The 13,858-nt window shown below is 69.1% G+C and carries 15 protein-coding genes; 8 read left to right on the plus strand and 7 right to left on the minus strand.

Annotation, left to right across the window (positions count from 1 at the left end; translation table 11 throughout):
• The first annotated feature begins 3 nt into the window (after positions 1-3).
• Positions 4-1,653: a peptide chain release factor 3 gene (locus tag ACLNEE_RS05455; RefSeq protein ID WP_411424508.1), complete on the plus strand. Its 1,650-nt coding sequence runs from the start codon at positions 4-6 to the stop codon at positions 1,651-1,653.
• A gap of 25 nt (positions 1,654-1,678) precedes the next feature.
• On the opposite strand, the gene ACLNEE_RS05460 is transcribed toward ACLNEE_RS05455, so the two are convergent.
• Positions 1,679-1,948, minus strand: coding sequence for a hypothetical protein (locus ACLNEE_RS05460; RefSeq protein WP_412006871.1), 270 nt, complete (start codon positions 1,946-1,948; stop codon positions 1,679-1,681).
• A 156-nt stretch (positions 1,949-2,104) separates the two neighbouring features.
• Here ACLNEE_RS05460 and ACLNEE_RS05465 point away from each other — a divergent pair, with 156 nt between their 5' ends.
• Together ACLNEE_RS05465 and ACLNEE_RS05470 are read left to right on the plus strand one after the other, a co-directional pair.
• Complete coding sequence (locus ACLNEE_RS05465; protein ID WP_412006872.1) at positions 2,105-3,076, plus strand: phycobilisome rod-core linker polypeptide; 972 nt, start codon at positions 2,105-2,107, stop codon at positions 3,074-3,076.
• A 140-nt stretch (positions 3,077-3,216) separates the two neighbouring features.
• Positions 3,217-3,429, plus strand: coding sequence for an acetyltransferase (locus tag ACLNEE_RS05470; protein ID WP_411424511.1), 213 nt, complete (start codon positions 3,217-3,219; stop codon positions 3,427-3,429).
• Between the two features lie 20 nt (positions 3,430-3,449).
• On the opposite strand, the gene ACLNEE_RS05475 is transcribed toward ACLNEE_RS05470, so the two are convergent.
• The 3 genes from ACLNEE_RS05475 to ACLNEE_RS05485 form a co-directional block, all read right to left on the minus strand.
• Complete coding sequence (locus tag ACLNEE_RS05475; RefSeq protein WP_411424512.1) at positions 3,450-4,532, minus strand: sensor histidine kinase; 1,083 nt, start codon at positions 4,530-4,532, stop codon at positions 3,450-3,452.
• Positions 4,525-5,217 carry a response regulator transcription factor gene (locus tag ACLNEE_RS05480; RefSeq protein ID WP_411424517.1) on the minus strand — a complete coding sequence of 231 codons (693 nt, stop codon included), beginning with the start codon at positions 5,215-5,217 and terminating at the stop codon, positions 4,525-4,527. Before ACLNEE_RS05480 ends, ACLNEE_RS05475 begins: the two co-directional genes overlap by 8 nt.
• Positions 5,218-5,315: 98 nt before the next feature.
• Positions 5,316-5,951, minus strand: coding sequence for a Crp/Fnr family transcriptional regulator (locus tag ACLNEE_RS05485; RefSeq protein WP_411424513.1), 636 nt, complete (start codon positions 5,949-5,951; stop codon positions 5,316-5,318).
• 149 nt (positions 5,952-6,100) lie between these two features.
• Between ACLNEE_RS05485 and ACLNEE_RS05490 the strand changes: the two genes are divergently transcribed.
• A complete protein-coding gene (locus ACLNEE_RS05490) occupies positions 6,101-6,997 on the plus strand; it encodes a cation diffusion facilitator family transporter (protein WP_412006873.1) in 897 nt (298 codons plus the stop codon).
• Between the two features lie 22 nt (positions 6,998-7,019).
• Here the strand turns inward: ACLNEE_RS05490 and ACLNEE_RS05495 are convergent, their stop codons facing one another.
• Positions 7,020-7,358 carry an ArsR/SmtB family transcription factor gene (locus ACLNEE_RS05495; RefSeq protein ID WP_411424515.1) on the minus strand — a complete coding sequence of 113 codons (339 nt, stop codon included), beginning with the start codon at positions 7,356-7,358 and terminating at the stop codon, positions 7,020-7,022.
• A gap of 98 nt (positions 7,359-7,456) precedes the next feature.
• On the opposite strand from ACLNEE_RS05495, the gene ACLNEE_RS05500 reads away from it, so the two are divergent.
• The 3 genes from ACLNEE_RS05500 (at position 7,457) to ACLNEE_RS05510 (ending at position 9,941) form a co-directional block, all read left to right on the plus strand.
• Positions 7,457-8,314 carry a glyceraldehyde 3-phosphate dehydrogenase NAD-binding domain-containing protein gene (locus tag ACLNEE_RS05500; RefSeq protein ID WP_411424516.1) on the plus strand — a complete coding sequence of 286 codons (858 nt, stop codon included), beginning with the start codon at positions 7,457-7,459 and terminating at the stop codon, positions 8,312-8,314.
• A gap of 3 nt (positions 8,315-8,317) precedes the next feature.
• Positions 8,318-9,583 carry an organoarsenical effux MFS transporter ArsJ gene (arsJ, locus tag ACLNEE_RS05505; RefSeq protein ID WP_411423628.1) on the plus strand — a complete coding sequence of 422 codons (1,266 nt, stop codon included), beginning with the start codon at positions 8,318-8,320 and terminating at the stop codon, positions 9,581-9,583.
• 79 nt (positions 9,584-9,662) lie between these two features.
• A complete protein-coding gene (locus ACLNEE_RS05510) occupies positions 9,663-9,941 on the plus strand; it encodes a hypothetical protein (RefSeq protein WP_411423629.1) in 279 nt (92 codons plus the stop codon).
• Between the two features lie 17 nt (positions 9,942-9,958).
• Here the strand turns inward: ACLNEE_RS05510 and ACLNEE_RS05515 are convergent, their stop codons facing one another.
• On the minus strand, positions 9,959-10,477 hold the full coding sequence (locus tag ACLNEE_RS05515) for a ferritin (protein WP_412006874.1): 519 nt from the start codon (positions 10,475-10,477) through the stop codon (positions 9,959-9,961).
• Between the two features lie 406 nt (positions 10,478-10,883).
• On the opposite strand from ACLNEE_RS05515, the gene ACLNEE_RS05520 reads away from it, so the two are divergent.
• Complete coding sequence (locus tag ACLNEE_RS05520) at positions 10,884-12,665, plus strand: ArnT family glycosyltransferase (RefSeq protein WP_411423631.1); 1,782 nt, start codon at positions 10,884-10,886, stop codon at positions 12,663-12,665.
• Between the two features lie 6 nt (positions 12,666-12,671).
• Here the strand turns inward: ACLNEE_RS05520 and pstS are convergent, their stop codons facing one another.
• A complete protein-coding gene (gene pstS / locus ACLNEE_RS05525) occupies positions 12,672-13,676 on the minus strand; it encodes a phosphate ABC transporter substrate-binding protein PstS (protein WP_412006875.1) in 1,005 nt (334 codons plus the stop codon).
• Between the last annotated feature and the right edge of the window lie 182 nt (positions 13,677-13,858).

The following is a 13,858-nucleotide window of genomic DNA, read 5'->3' on the forward strand; positions in this document are numbered from 1 at the left end:
GCCATGACCACGCGCTCCACCCCTCCCCCCGCCACCGCCCCTGAAGCCGACCTGGCTGAGGCGGTGGCCCGTCGGCGCAATTTCGCGATCATCTCCCACCCCGACGCCGGCAAGACGACCCTCACCGAAAAGCTGCTGCTCTACGGCGGCGCCATCCAGCAGGCCGGCGCCGTCAAGGCGAAGGGCGAGCAGCGCAAGGTCACCTCCGACTGGATGGAGCTCGAGAAGCAGCGCGGCATCTCGATCACCTCCACCGTGCTGCAGTTCGACTACAGCGGCAGCACCATCAACCTGCTCGACACACCCGGCCACCAGGACTTCTCCGAGGACACCTACCGGACCCTGGCCGCCGCCGACAACGCGGTGATGCTGGAGGACGCCGCCAAGGGCCTGGAGCCCCAGACCCGCAAGCTCTTCGAGGTGTGCCGCATGCGGAGCATCCCGATCTTCACCTTCATCAACAAGATGGACCGGCCGGGGCGGGACCCCCTGGAGCTGCTCGATGAAATCGAACAGGAGCTGGGTCTGGCCTGCTGGCCCGTCAACTGGCCGATCGGCAGCGGCGACCGCTTTCGGGGTGTGATCGATCGCCGCAGCCGGCAGGTGATCCTCTTCCTGCGGGCCGAGCGGGGCCGCCAGAGTGAGGAGCGGGTGCTGCAGATCGACGAGGCCGCCAGCAGCGGGCTGGTGGAACCGGAGCTGCTGGCGGCGGCGCTGGAGGAACTGGAGCTGCTCGATGGGGCAGGCTCCGACCTCGACCTGGAGGCGGTGCACCGCGGCGAGCTCAGCCCGGTGTTCTTCGGCTCGGCCATGACCAACTTCGGCGTGCGTCCGTTCCTCGATGCCTTTCTGGAGCTGGCGCAGCGGCCCATCCCCCGCCAGAGCAGCACCGGTCTGGTGGACCCGCTGCAGTCGGGCTTCAGTGGCTTCGTGTTCAAGCTCCAGGCCAACATGGATCCCCGCCATCGCGACCGGGTGGCCTTCGTGCGGGTGTGCAGCGGCCGTTTCGAGAAGGACATGACGGTGCAGCACGCCCGCACCGGCAAGAGCATTCGCCTGTCGCGTCCCCAGAAACTGTTCGGCCAGGACCGGGAAGTGGTCGAGGACGCCTACCCCGGCGACGTGATCGGCCTCAACAACCCCGGCATGTTCGCCATCGGCGACACGCTCTACCTGGGTCCGCGGGTGGAGTACGAGGGGATCCCCTGCTTTTCACCGGAAATCTTCGCCTGGTTGCGCAACCCCAACCCTTCGGCCTTCAAGAGCTTCCGCAAGGGCGTCAACGAGTTGCGGGAGGAAGGGGCCGTGCAGATCCTCTATGACACCGACCAGAGCAAGCGCGATCCGATCCTCGCGGCGGTGGGTCAGCTGCAGCTCGAGGTGGTGCAGTACCGGCTGGAGCATGAATATGGGGTGCAGACGCGTCTCGAACCCCTGGGGTTCAGCGTCGCCCGCTGGGTCAGCGGCGGCTGGCCGGCCCTGGAAGCGGTGGGGAGGATCTTCAACTGCAAGACGGTGCGGGATGCCTGGGACCGGCCGGTGCTGCTGTTCAAGAACGACTGGAATCTCAACCAGCTGCACGAGGACCATCCCGACCTCGGACTCAGTTCGGTGGCGCCGGTGGTGAGCGGCGTGGAGCCGATCAGCCTCTGAGTGGCCTGGCCCAGGGGGGTCGCGCTCAGGGCGCGGTGGTTTCCGGCTCCCACTCGATCTTGACCACATCCACCGGACCGCGGCCGGTCTGGTTCAGCTCCTGGGCCGCGCGCAGGGCGGCTTCGTGGGTGTGGAACAGGTAGGCCTCGGAGGCGGCTCCCACCTCCAGCAGGCGCTGATCGTTGGCTTCGATCGCCAGGAAGCTGGCGTTGTCGAGACGCCGGATGGCGTAGCGCTCCGGCTGGGTGCAGTCCATCGGATGGGATGGGTCGATCTCCGGGGCCCAGAAGTGCATCACCGCTCGGTGCGTTCTCCTCACGGTAGCCATGCCCGTCCCCCCTGGCAGAGAACGGCTGCTTCAAGAGTCTTCACGCGAACCTAAACATTCAATGAACCTGCCGGGGCGCTCAGTCGAACCCCCCTACGCTCGCGTCCGCACACGTCCTGTGACGTGACTGCCTTCTCCCTGCCCGCCGACTGCCCCCCCGCCCTCCTGCCCATGGCACTGGTCAAAGCCCCCGTCCTGGGGATCGAGCGATTCGCGAACGCCCGCAACAAGGAAAACTGGGCCCACGCTTCCGAAGACGACCGCAAGACGATCATCCGCGCTGTGTACCAGCAGGTGCTCGGCAACCAGCACATCATGAAGAGTGAGCGGCTCGAGGGACTGGAGTCCCTGTTCCGCAACGGTGATCTGAGCGTGCGTGAGTTTGTGCGTCTGGTAGCCAAGAGCGGTCTCTACAAGGAGAAGTTCTTCGAGAACTGCAACCCCTACCGCTTCATCGAGCTCAACTTCAAGCACCTGCTGGGCCGGGCGCCCAACAACAGCCAGGAGATGCTGGATCACTTCACCATTCTCCAGGAACACGGCTACGACGCCGAGATCGATTCCTATCTCGACAGCGACGAGTACCAGCATCGCTTCGGCCAGGATGTGGTGCCCTACATCCACGGCTGGGATTACTCGATCGGCCAGCAGGGCCGTCAGTTCTCCTGGGTCTTCCAGCTGGCCCGCGGAGCGGCCGCTTCGGTGAAGGGTGACGCCTCCGGCGTGCAGTCCCGGCTCAACCGGGTGGTGCACACCAACCGACCGGTGGCGGTCAATCCCCCCAGCTCCGGCCCGGCCTATTTCCGCTCGTCGGTGGGTTCGGGTGCCTACGCCGCCGACGGCGAGGGCGGTGCACCTGCGGTGTTCAACAGCGAGCGCAGCGACCGTGTCAACGGTCTGCCGGTGATGGCCGGTGCCCGCGGCAGCGACAGCAGCAGTGGGCGCCTCGTCACCCTGCTGGTGACGGGGATCGCCGACAACGCCTACTCCCGCACCGCCGAGACCGTGATCCGGGTGCCGTTCACCCGGATGAACGAAGCTCTGCAGCGGGTCAACCGGCTGGGCGGCCGGGTGGTCGAAGTCAGCGTCCGCTGAAGGACCGGCCCCTGAGCACCGGCCCCTGAGACGCGTCCCAGGGGGACAGCCCCGTCGAACTCCTTGTGAAGCATGGTGTTCGACGGGGCTTCTCATGTCCTGGATTGCCCACAGTGGAGGGAGAGGACAGAGGCAAGGCCATGTTCCTGAAAATTCGCCAAGGCGATGACCAGCGCCTCGTTGAGGTGCTCGATCTCAAGCAGTTGTTCGATCCCTTCGCTGCCGAGGTGCTCGGCCGGTTTCATGCGGGCGAGGAACTCCAGGATCCGCAGGGGATGACCAAGCAGCGGCTGATCTTTCCTTCCGGCGAGGCCCTGCCCCGCTGCTGGCTGGATCCCCACTACGCCGGCTGAGAGGCGCGGCGCTCCACCGCTCACCGCTGGTGCACCGGCAGGATCAGATCCAGTTGGGCCCCGCCGGCGGGGTGGTTGCTGGCCTGGATGCGGCCGCCGTGGGTCAGGGCGATCTGCTGCACGATGGCCAGCCCGAGGCCACTGCCGCTGCGCTGGCTGCGCACGCGGGCGGGGTCGCCGCGGTAGAAGCGCTCGAACATGTGGGCCAGGTCGTCCTCCCCCAGCCCCGGCCCATGGTCCCGGATGCTGAGCTGGCACCAGCCCCCCCGGCTCGTCAGTGAGGCCTCCAGGGTCCCGCCGTCGGGGCTGTAGCGCACGCCGTTGTCCAGCAGGTTGAGCAGCGCCCGGTGCAGCCGGGCCCGGTCGGCCTGGATCTCCAGCCGGGCCGGCGCCAGGAGACGCAGGCGGATGCCGCGCTGCTCGGCCAGGGGGCGGAGCCCCTGCCAGACCTCCTCCACCAGCCGCCCCAGATCGACGCGCCCCAGGCCGGTGCTCTCCCCCGGCAGGCTGTTCTCCAGCCGTGACAGTTCCAGCAGGTTGCCCACCAGCTCCTGCAGGCGGCGCAGTTCCCGCTGGAGGCGCTCCACCAGCCGGGCGTTGCGGTCGTTCACCTGGGCGGCCAGGCTGTCGCCCACCAGCAGCAGCGCCGTGAGGGGCGTCTTGAGCTCGTGGGCGACATCGCTGACCCAGCGTTCCTGCTGCTCGAGCTGGGCCTCCAGGGACCGCCGGCTCTGGAACTGAACCGCCATCCATCCCCCCAGGCCAGGCACCACCACCAGGTCGTACTCCTCCCGCGCCCAGTGCCACTGAAGCCGCTGGGGCCGATCCTGGCGGCGGGCGATGGCGACGGCGTCGGCCAGGGCGGCGTCTGCGCAGAGCTCGCCCAGGGGGAGCCCCTGCAGGTGCCGCCCGCTCTCCAGGGCGAGGATCCGTGCCGCCCGCGGGGTGACGTGGGCCAGCCGGTCCCCACCGTCCAACAGGAGCCATCCCACCGGCGAGGAGTCCATCCAGCTGAGCAGCTGGCGGGCGCTGGGCTGGGGCGCCGCAGAAGGAGTCCGGCGGCGCCACCAGCCCAGCAGCCGTTCGAGGCGACCCTCAGCCAAACCGGTAGCCGAAGCCCCGCACGGTGATCAGGTGGACCGGCGTGGAGGGCTCATCCTCCAGCTTCTCCCGCAGCCAGCGGATGTGGACGTCCACGGTCTTGCTGTCGCCGAAGTAGTCCACACCCCAGACCTGCTCGATCAGCTGGTCGCGGCTCCAGACCCGGCGGGGATGCTGCATGAACAGTTCCAGCAGGCGGTACTCCTTGGGCGAGAGGTTCACCGGCAGCCCATCGCGGGTCACCCGGCATTCCTCCTGGTACAGCTTCAGGTTGGCGTGCTCCAGCACCTTGGCCTGGATCGCCTGGTTGCTGCTGCGGCGCAGCAGGGCGCGGCAGCGGGCCACCAGTTCCCGCATGCCGAAGGGTTTGACGAGGTAGTCATCGGCGCCGACCTCCAGGCCCAGCACCCGGTCGGTCTCGCTGTCGCGGGCGCTCACCACGAGGATGGGCGTCTGGTCCCGGGAGGCGCGCAGCTGCCGGCACACATCCAGACCGCCCAGGCCCGGCAGCATCAGATCCAGCACCATCAGGGCGAAGCCCTCGCCGTCGGGGGCCCGCTGCAGGTGGTGGAGGGCATCGCGCCCGTTGCCGCAGGCGGTGACGGCGAAGCCCTCCAGCTCCAGGGCCTCGCGCAGGGTCTCGCGGATGGTCTCGTCGTCTTCGACGACCAGCAGGCTGGCTTGCATCCAGCCATTTTCGCCGCTGAGCTGCGCCCCCCAGAAGGGTGCCTGCCGCCGACCGTCGCTGCGTTCGCCCCCGCGACCGGCGCTGCCGGCCCCGAGGCTCATCGCCGCAGGGGTTGGTGGGCGATCACCAGATGGCGACGGCTGTCCAGCTTCAACCAGCCTTCCTGGCGCAACTGGCCCAGGACCCGGGTGACCGTCACCCGGGTGGTGCTCAGGGCGCTGGCCAGTTCCTGGTGGGTGAGCCGGAAGGGGAGTCGCAGGCCCTGCTCACAGGGCTGGCCATGGTCGGCGGCGAGCAGGTCGAGCAGGCCCCGCACCCGGTCCTCGATGCGGCGCAGGCCCAGCAGGGCCAGGATCGCCTCGCTCTGGCGGTAGCGGGCCGCCATCCCCTGCAGCAGGCTCATCGCCAGGTGGGGCGCCGCGGCGATCTCCTCACAGCTGAGGCAGAGCAGGTCGCTGTCCAGGAGGGTGCTGGCGGCGTAGGCCTGAACGTTGGTGAGGGGATCACCGAAGGGTTCGTTCGGACCCACCAGGCCCAGCAGCAGCTCGTCGCCATGGATGGAGATGGCGCTCAGCTTGACCATGCCGCGCACCACCACCCAGACATTGCGCCGGAGCAGCGGCAGGCAGCTGCCGGCCGGGAGGTGCACCAGGCTGCGCTTCTCGTAGCTGGTTTCCAGCAACTCGCGGAAGCTGTCACGGTGATCGGCCCCGAGGGATGGCGTGAACACCATGGGCGCAGGCAGCCGTTGTGGTGAGCGAACGCTATGCACCGCGGCAGCGTCGGGGGCAAAGACCAGATGGTCCGCTGATTAAGGGTTGGTTAGCGTCGCGTCCCTCGCGCCGGGCGCGGCCGCCGCTGCGGGCGGGGACAGACTGGGTCATGGTTCCCCACCACCACGGCAGCAGCCATCCCGGCAGCAGCCATCCCAGCAGTGCCCCCTTCCGCTGGAGCGTGCTGCTCAACACCGCCCTGGTGGTCGTCCAGCTGGTGATCGGTTTCTCCTTCGGCTCCCTCGCGCTGATCGGCGATGCCCTGCACAACCTGGGGGATGTGGCGGGGCTGGGCCTGGGCTGGGCCGCGGAGCGGCTCGCGCTGAGGCCCGCCAGCCGCCGCTTCACCTACGGCTACCGCCGCAGCACCCAGTTCGCCGCCCTCGCCAATGCCGCCCTGGTGCTCATGGCCGGTGGCGTGGTGATGGTGGAGGCGATCCAGCGCCTCGGCCGGCCCGTGCTGATCCAGCCGGCACCGGTGGCCTGGGCGGCCCTGGCCGGCCTGGCGATCAACCTGCTGTCGGCGCGGCTGTTCGGCCATGGCCACCTGCATGACCTCAACCGCCGCGCGGCCGTGATGCATCTGCTCACCGATGCCGCCGTGTCGGCGGCCGTGCTGGCCGGCGCCCTGCTGATCCTGCTCACCGGCTGGAGCGGCATCGACCCCCTGGTGGCGATCGGCGTGGGGGTGGTGGTGGCCTGGAGCGGCTGGCAGCTGCTGCTGGAGGCGGGGGCCCTGATGCTGGATGCCGTTCCGCGGGGGGTGGATCTGGCCGCCATCGAGACCGCCCTGCTCTCCCTGGAGGGGGTGGTCGGCCTGCATCACCTCCACGTGTGGAGCATGAGCACCGCCACCGTGGCGCTCACGGTTCACCTGCAGTGCGATCCGGCCCGACCCCAGGACCAGGACGATGCCGTGCTGCGCGAGGCCCGCGGCCGTCTGCGGGCCCTGGGTGTGCAGCACGCGACGCTCCAGCTGGAGCGGGCCCTCGACAGCTGCCGCTAGGGATCCGTTCGGGCCTGGCCCTTCAACCGTCGCAGGGTGCGGCGGGCCGGCCGCAGTGGGCGGTGAGGTCGGCGAGCCAGGTCTGCAGCGCCGCGATGGCCTGGGGTTGCAGGCGGTAGTAGATCCAGCGGCCCTGCACCCTGCCCTCGATCAGCCCTGCCTCCTTCATCACCCGCAGGTGGAAGGAGAGCTTCGACTGGGCCAGGCCCAGGTCCGCGGTGAGATCACAGACGCAGCGTTCGCCGCTGCCGAGGGCCTCGATCACCTGCAGCCGCAGGGGATCACCGAGCGCCTTGAGCAGGGCCCGGGCCTGGTCGGCGGAGAGGCCCGTGGGGCCGGCGGGGTGTTCCAGGACACGCATGGAGCAGGTTCCATTGATTGATCAACTCTTGTTGATCTAGCTTCCGGTGTGGGCGGGCCCACGGGTCCCCATCGTCGCCTCTTCAGCGGGTCAGGTCCATGCGCGTCGGCATCAACGGTTTCGGGCGCATCGGCCGCCTGGTCTGCCGCGTTCTCCGGGGGCGGCCCGGCATCGAGCTGGTCCACATCAACGACAGCGGCGGGGATGCGGCGGCGGCGGCCCATCTGCTGGCCTTCGATTCGGTGCACGGCCGCTGGCCCACGCCGGTCGAGCCCCTCGGCGAGCGGGGCCTCCGCGTCGGCGACCAGGCGGTGGGCTACAGCCGCGACTCCGATCCTGCGGCCGTGCCCTGGTGGGCGGCGACGCTGCAGCCCTACTTCGAGGCGGCGGGTCTGGCGCGCGTCGTGGTGGCCTGCCCGGTGAAGGGCGAGGTGGCTGGCAGCTTCGGCATCCGCCATGGCGCGATCACCACCCTGCACGACGTCACCAACACCCAGGTGGTGGTCAACGGGTTCAGGAACGATCTGCGCCGGGCCCGCTCCTGCCTGCAGAGCCTCATCCCCACCAGCACCGGTTCCGCCCGGGCGATCGGGCTGATCTTCCCGGATCTCCAGGGCAAGCTCAACGGCCACGCCGTGCGGGTGCCGCTGCTCAACGCCTCCCTCACCGATGCGGTGTTCGAGCTGGAGCAGCATGCCACCACGGCCGAGGCGGTGAACCGGGCCTTCACCCAGGCGGTCGAGGGGGACCTCCGCGGCATTCTCGGGGTGGAGACCCGGCCGCTGGTCTCGGTGGACTGCGTCAACGACCCCCGCAGCGCCGTGGTCGATGCCCCCTCCACCCTCGTGGTGAACGGCACCCAGCTGAAGGTCTACGCCTGGTACGTCAACGAGTGGGGCTACAGCTGCCGGCTGGCCGATCTGGCCTGCCACATCGCGGCCTGCGGGGAGGGCTGAGCGATGGCGGCACAGCGCGGCGGGCTCACGGCCCTGCAGCAGTACGGGATCGTCACCGCCAACTACTGGGCCTTCACCCTCACGGACGGGGCCCTGCGCATGCTGGTGGTGTTCCACTTCCACCAGCTCGGTTACTCCACCCTGGAGATCGCGCTGCTGTTCGTCTTCTACGAGTTCTTCGGGGTGCTCACCAACCTCGTCGGCGGCTGGATCGGCGCCCGCCATGGCCTGCGCCTCACGCTCTGGGTGGGCACCCTGCTGCAGATCGCGGCGCTGCTGATGCTGGTGCCGGTGGCGCCGGGCTGGCCCCGGATGTTCTCGGTGATCGTGGTGATGGCCGCCCAGGCCATCAGCGGCATCGCCAAGGACCTCAACAAGATGAGTGCCAAGAGTGCCATCCGCGCGGTGGTGCCCCAGGTCTCCGGGGAGGAGGCCAGGGGCGAGGCCCGGTTGTTCCAGTGGGTGGCCATCCTCACGGGCTCCAAGAATGCCCTCAAGGGGGTGGGGTTCTTTCTCGGAGGGGTGCTGCTCACCAGCCTGGGCTTCAACACGGCGGTGGCGGCCCTGGCGGCCGGCCTGGCCCTGGCCTTTCTGCTCACCCTGCGCCTGCCGGGGGAGATCGGCCGGATGAAACGCAAACCGCCCCTGGCGGCCCTGTTCTCCACGTCGCGCGGGATCAACCTCCTCGCGCTGGCCCGCTTCTTCCTGTTCGGTGCCCGCGACGTGTGGTTCGTGGTGGCCCTGCCGGTGTTCCTCGAGGCCTCCCTCGGCTGGCGTTTCTGGGAGGTGGGCGCCTTCCTGGGACTGTGGGTGATCGGTTACGGCGTCGTGCAGGGCTCCGCTCCGGCGCTGCGCCGCAGCTGGGGTCGCCCGGCGGCTCCGGGCCCGGCCGCCCTGCAGTTCTGGGCGGCTCTGCTCACCGCCATCCCCGCCCTGATCGCTGTGGGCCTCTGGCGGGAGGTGGCGCAGCCCGGGCTGGTGGTGGTGGGGGGACTGGCGGCCTTCGGGGTGGTGTTCGCCATGAACTCCTCGATCCACAGCTACCTGGTGCTCGCCTATTCCGATGCCGAGGCGGTGAGCCTGAACGTGGGCTTCTATTACATGGCCAACGCCGCCGGCCGGCTGCTGGGCACGCTGCTCTCGGGCTGGCTTTACATGCAGGGTGGGATTCAGGCCTGCCTCTGGTGCTCGGCCCTGCTGGTGGCGCTGGCCTGGCTGAGCAGCCTGGAGCTTCCAGCTCCGCGCCCCGCCGCAACAGCCCGGGCATGACTGCTATTGAGAATCGCTTGCAGAAGGAGCGGTTCGGCGGCTAGGTTGCGCCCTGCCAGCGCTCGGTGGATCTGTCGCTGTGGTCCCTGCCAGGATTCCGATCTCCGACACCCTGATCGGCAGCCTCTGGCGCGAAGCCGATTCCCTGCGCCGCCGCTCCAGCCAGGTGCTCGGGGACATGGGCCGCTGCCAGGACACCCAGCTGCTCGCCCGGCTGCGCCGGGAATTGGCCGAGCTCGAGCAACGCCGCCGGGAGTTGCTTCAGGCCGCCCAGGGCTGGCAGCGCCGGGGGGTGGCTGAGCCCCTGGGCCTGGCCCTGCTGGTGGAACTCAGCCGCCGACCCCTGCGCGCCGCCTGATGGGGCGGGCCGACCGCTCAGGCCAGGCTGGCGGGCGCGTGTTGATCGGCGCCCAGCTCCCCATCGATGATCAGCAGGGCCGCCGGCTGGTTCTGGGCGAAGCGGACCCGGCCCAGCAGATGGGCGGCTTCATGTTCGGCGGCCACCTGCCCCTCCACCAATGGATCGAGAAACACCGTGGTGCGCAGATCGGAGGAGCGCTCCGCCAGGGCGTACAGCTGCTGGAGCGAGGTGGTGACCTCGGCCTCCATCTGGAACACCGCCGCGAAGATCTCCTCGGGGGATGCCCAGCTCTGGCGGGGGGCCGGCAGGCTCTGCAGCAGCACCGTCTGGCCGCGGCTGATCAGATAGTCGGCCACCTGGCCGGCATGGGTCTGTTCGGCCTCGGCCTCCTGCCGGAGGTAGTGGGTGAACCCGCGCAGCTCGCGCTCGGCGCACCAGATCGCCATGGCGAAGTAGGCGAGGCTGGCCCGCCGCTCCATGCTGAGGTGCTCCTGGAGGGCCTCCAGAAGGGAGCCGTCCATCGGCTGGGCCATGGCCCGACCAGCGGGGCCGGTCGCCACCGGTGTCTGGGCTGCAGCGGTCGAAACAGTCACGAGGTCGTCACGACGGAGAGGTGGAGGGACCGTGGGGCGTTGGCGGGCGGCCATGGGGGTGGCGGCGCTGGACCCCTGGTCAGCCACTTTTGATCACCTTACTGCGCTTTTTCTGCTGCCCTTGTTTGGCCCACCACCCTGTCCGCTGTCGAACAACCCGTTCGAACACCCAACCGGAGGCCTCGGGGTGCCCGTGAGCGCCAGTGCGCGCCAGGGCTGGGCAGGCCAAGGGGAGAAGGGAAGGCAGCGGTAAGGTTGCGGGTTTCGGGCTGCGTGCTTGTTCATACCAAGGCTTGAGCGATCCCAGCGGACCTGGGGAATTCTGCTCCTGGTTGTTGTCTGCGTGGTGGCCTTTTTCTGGGGAACTCAGATTCTCTATCCGCTCGACAAGACCGAATCGCTGCAGCTGGATATCGCCCGCACCATGCTGGCCGAGAACAGTCCATGGCTGCCCAGGGTCAGCGGCGAGAACTACTTCGACAAGCCCCCTCTGCCGTACTGGCTGGCCTGGCCGATGTTCCGCTTTCTGCCGTCGGCGCCCTGGCTGGCCCGACTCGGGGCGGCGTTCTCCTCCACCCTCGGGGTGATCGTGACGGTGCTGTGCGTCTGGCGGTTGGGGGGCACGGCAGGGGAGAGCGGCAAGCGCCGCTGGGCCCGGGCGGTGCTGGCGGGGGTGATCCTGGCCTGTCTGCCCGGCTATGCCGCCTTCGCCCGGGTGGCGGTGCACGACAGCTACCTCACCAGCTGCCTGGTGATGGCCCTGACCTGGCTCTACGAGCTGCTGTTCGTGCCGACGGCCTCCCTGGCCCAGCGCTGGCGCCTGGCCCTGGGGGCCGGTGCCGCCCTGGGGGTGGGCTTCCTGGCCAAGGGACTGCTGGCCTGGCTGCTGCCGGCGGCGGTGCTGATCGGCTACGCCCTGCTCACCCGCCAGGGTCGGAGCTTCGGCCGCCAGGCCGGCCTGCTGGCGGTGAGTGCCGCCCTGGCGATCGCCCTGCCGCTGCCGTGGCTGCTGGCCGCCTATCGCCAGGCCGGCATGGCCTTCGTGGCCGGTTTCCTCGGCCACAGCAACTTCGGGCGGATCACCAGCACGGTGGACGACCACGCCGGGCCCTGGTTCTACTACCTGCCGGTGCTGCTGGTGCTCAGCTTTCCCTGGGGTCTGCTGGCTGTGCCCACCCGTGCCCGCTGGGCCCTGTGGCTGGGGCGGATCCGCCAGCGTGAGGCCCCGCATGAGCCCGCGACGGATCTGCAGGTGTTCGCGCTGGTCTGGCTGACCCTCACGGTGCTGCTGCTCAGCCTGGCGAGCACCAAACTGCCCCACTACATCCTCGGCTCCCTTCCCCCTCTGGCCATTCTGGTGGCCTACAACGTGCTGCCCGAGCCCCCAGCCCCGCAGGCGGCCCCGCTGGCTTCCCCCCCGAGCGGTGCGAATCCCTATGCCCGCGGGAGATCGTTCTATCGAATCCTCGGGGTGGGGACCGCGGCGGTGCTGGCGGCGCTGGCCCTGATTCCGGGCCCGGTGCTGCCGGGGGTCGTGAAGCTCGACAGGGTCTTCCCGGAGTACACCCAGGCGCTGCTGCGGCATGTGCAGGGTCCGGGCCACTGGTTGCCCCTGCTGCTCCTGGCCGCTCTGCTGCTGGCGGTGGTGCTGGGGAGCCCGCGCCGGCGTCTGGCCCTGGTGCTGGCCTGGCTGCTGGTGGCCATGCTGGCCTGGGGCTCGATCGTGCCATCCCTGGCCGGGATTTACCGCGAGCACCGCCAGAACGCCATCCTCGCCCTGGCGGACCGCGTGGCCGAGCAGGTTCCCCCCGAGGTTCCCATCTATGTGGTGGGCAAGAGCTACCACTCGGTGGCGCTGCGGACCGGCCGCCCCATCCACCGGGTGGATTCCCGGCCGGAACTGGCCGCCCATCTGCGTGCCGGCGCCGGCACGCCGGCTGGGGTCGCGGGGGGGACGGCGGTCACCGAACGCCTGGTGCTGATCGCCCCCGCCAACCGGCCCAGCTTCCAACCCGAGGCCCTGAAGAAGGAGGGCCTGGCGGTGCTCAGCCGTGAGCACCGCCAGGGGTTGACCTACCTGCTGGTGGCCTCCCCCCCGGCAGGAGAACGGGGCCCCGGGGTGCCCTGAAGCGGTTCAGCTGCCGATGCTGCCCACGGCCTTCTTGGCGGCGCTGAGCACGTTGCCCTTGAGGGGCACGTAGCCCAGATCGTCGGCCCTGTTCTGAGCCGGGCCCAGCAGGTGGAGCATGGCCTGGCGGATCTGCCCCGCCTTGGAGCCGTTGCCGCTCTTGTAGGCCAGGATCCAGGTGAGGGTGGAGATCGGGTAGCTCTCGGCGCCGGCGGGGTTGGGGTCCTCGCCCGCCAGGTTGCCATCCAGGCGGATGTTGTTCAGGGCGGCGGCTCCGCTCCTGACGTTCGGCAGCACGTACTTGCCGGCTTTGTTCTGCAGGGCGACAGCCTTGAGCTTGCCCTTCACGAAGGCCTGGTTCACGTAGCCGATCGAGCCGGGGGTGTTGGCCAGCACGCCGGCGACCCCTTCATTGCCCTTGCCCCCGATCCCGACGGGCCACTTCACGCTCTTGCCCTCTCCCACCTTGCTCTTCCATTCGGAGGAGAAGGCGGAGAGCGAATTGGTGAAGGCGAAGGTGGTGCCGCTGCCGTCGGAGCGGTGCACCACATTGATCCTGCCCTTGCCGCACTTCAGCTGATCCCAGCTGCTGATCTTGCCGAGGAAGATGTCGACGGCTTGCTTCTGGCTGAGCTTGAGATTCTTGCAGGCCGGATTGTTGTAGGCGATGGCGATGGTGCCACCCACGGCGGGGAACTGCACCACGCCCCGCTTCACCTTGGCGGCTTCCGCGGCCTTGATCGGTTCATCGGTGGCGCCGAAGTCCACGGTGCCGGCCACAAACTGGCGCACGCCGGCGCCGGAGCCGACCGATTGGTAGTTCACCCGGATGCCCTTGCTGGCGGCGGAGGCGAAGGCCGCCTGGTAGAAGGGGGCGGGGAAGCTGGCTCCTGCTCCGTTGAGGGCACTCTGGGCGAGAACGGTGCCGCCAGCCAGAGTGGCTGACACCGCGGTGACCGTGGCGAACGCGGTGACCCTGGTGATGGCGAAGGCCTTCTTGGCGAAGGTCATGGAAAAAGTCAATGAGACCAGATAATATTTAGTATCGCTCTCTCCCTGAATCATTATGGCCACGTTATAGGTGGATTAAGCCTGGAAGAAGATCTTCGTTTGTGTCCTCTTTGTGTCCTTCTGAGCCCTGTTTTGAACTTGTTCTGAGCTTGTTCTGAGCCTGTTCTGAGCTTGCTGTGAGC

Source organism: Aphanothece stagnina RSMan2012, from assembly GCF_046764815.1.
GTDB lineage: Bacteria > Cyanobacteriota > Cyanobacteriia > PCC-6307 > Cyanobiaceae > NIES-981.

What these genes read in the sequence shown, in the direction of transcription:
- ACLNEE_RS05455 (WP_411424508.1), top strand. Translation starts at nt 4, where the DNA reads ATGACCACGCGCTCCACCCCTCCCCCCGCCACCGCCCCTGAAGCCGAC.
- ACLNEE_RS05460 (WP_412006871.1), bottom strand. Translation starts at nt 1,948, where the DNA reads ATGCACTTCTGGGCCCCGGAGATCGACCCATCCCATCCGATGGACTGC.
- ACLNEE_RS05470 (WP_411424511.1), top strand. Translation starts at nt 3,217, where the DNA reads ATGTTCCTGAAAATTCGCCAAGGCGATGACCAGCGCCTCGTTGAGGTG.
- ACLNEE_RS05480 (WP_411424517.1), bottom strand. Translation starts at nt 5,217, where the DNA reads ATGCAAGCCAGCCTGCTGGTCGTCGAAGACGACGAGACCATCCGCGAG.
- ACLNEE_RS05485 (WP_411424513.1), bottom strand. Translation starts at nt 5,951, where the DNA reads ATGGTGTTCACGCCATCCCTCGGGGCCGATCACCGTGACAGCTTCCGC.
- ACLNEE_RS05490 (WP_412006873.1), top strand. Translation starts at nt 6,101, where the DNA reads ATGGTTCCCCACCACCACGGCAGCAGCCATCCCGGCAGCAGCCATCCC.
- ACLNEE_RS05495 (WP_411424515.1), bottom strand. Translation starts at nt 7,358, where the DNA reads ATGCGTGTCCTGGAACACCCCGCCGGCCCCACGGGCCTCTCCGCCGAC.
- ACLNEE_RS05500 (WP_411424516.1), top strand. Translation starts at nt 7,457, where the DNA reads ATGCGCGTCGGCATCAACGGTTTCGGGCGCATCGGCCGCCTGGTCTGC.
- arsJ (WP_411423628.1), top strand. Translation starts at nt 8,318, where the DNA reads ATGGCGGCACAGCGCGGCGGGCTCACGGCCCTGCAGCAGTACGGGATC.
- ACLNEE_RS05515 (WP_412006874.1), bottom strand. Translation starts at nt 10,477, where the DNA reads ATGGCCCAGCCGATGGACGGCTCCCTTCTGGAGGCCCTCCAGGAGCAC.
- pstS (WP_412006875.1), bottom strand. Translation starts at nt 13,676, where the DNA reads ATGACCTTCGCCAAGAAGGCCTTCGCCATCACCAGGGTCACCGCGTTC.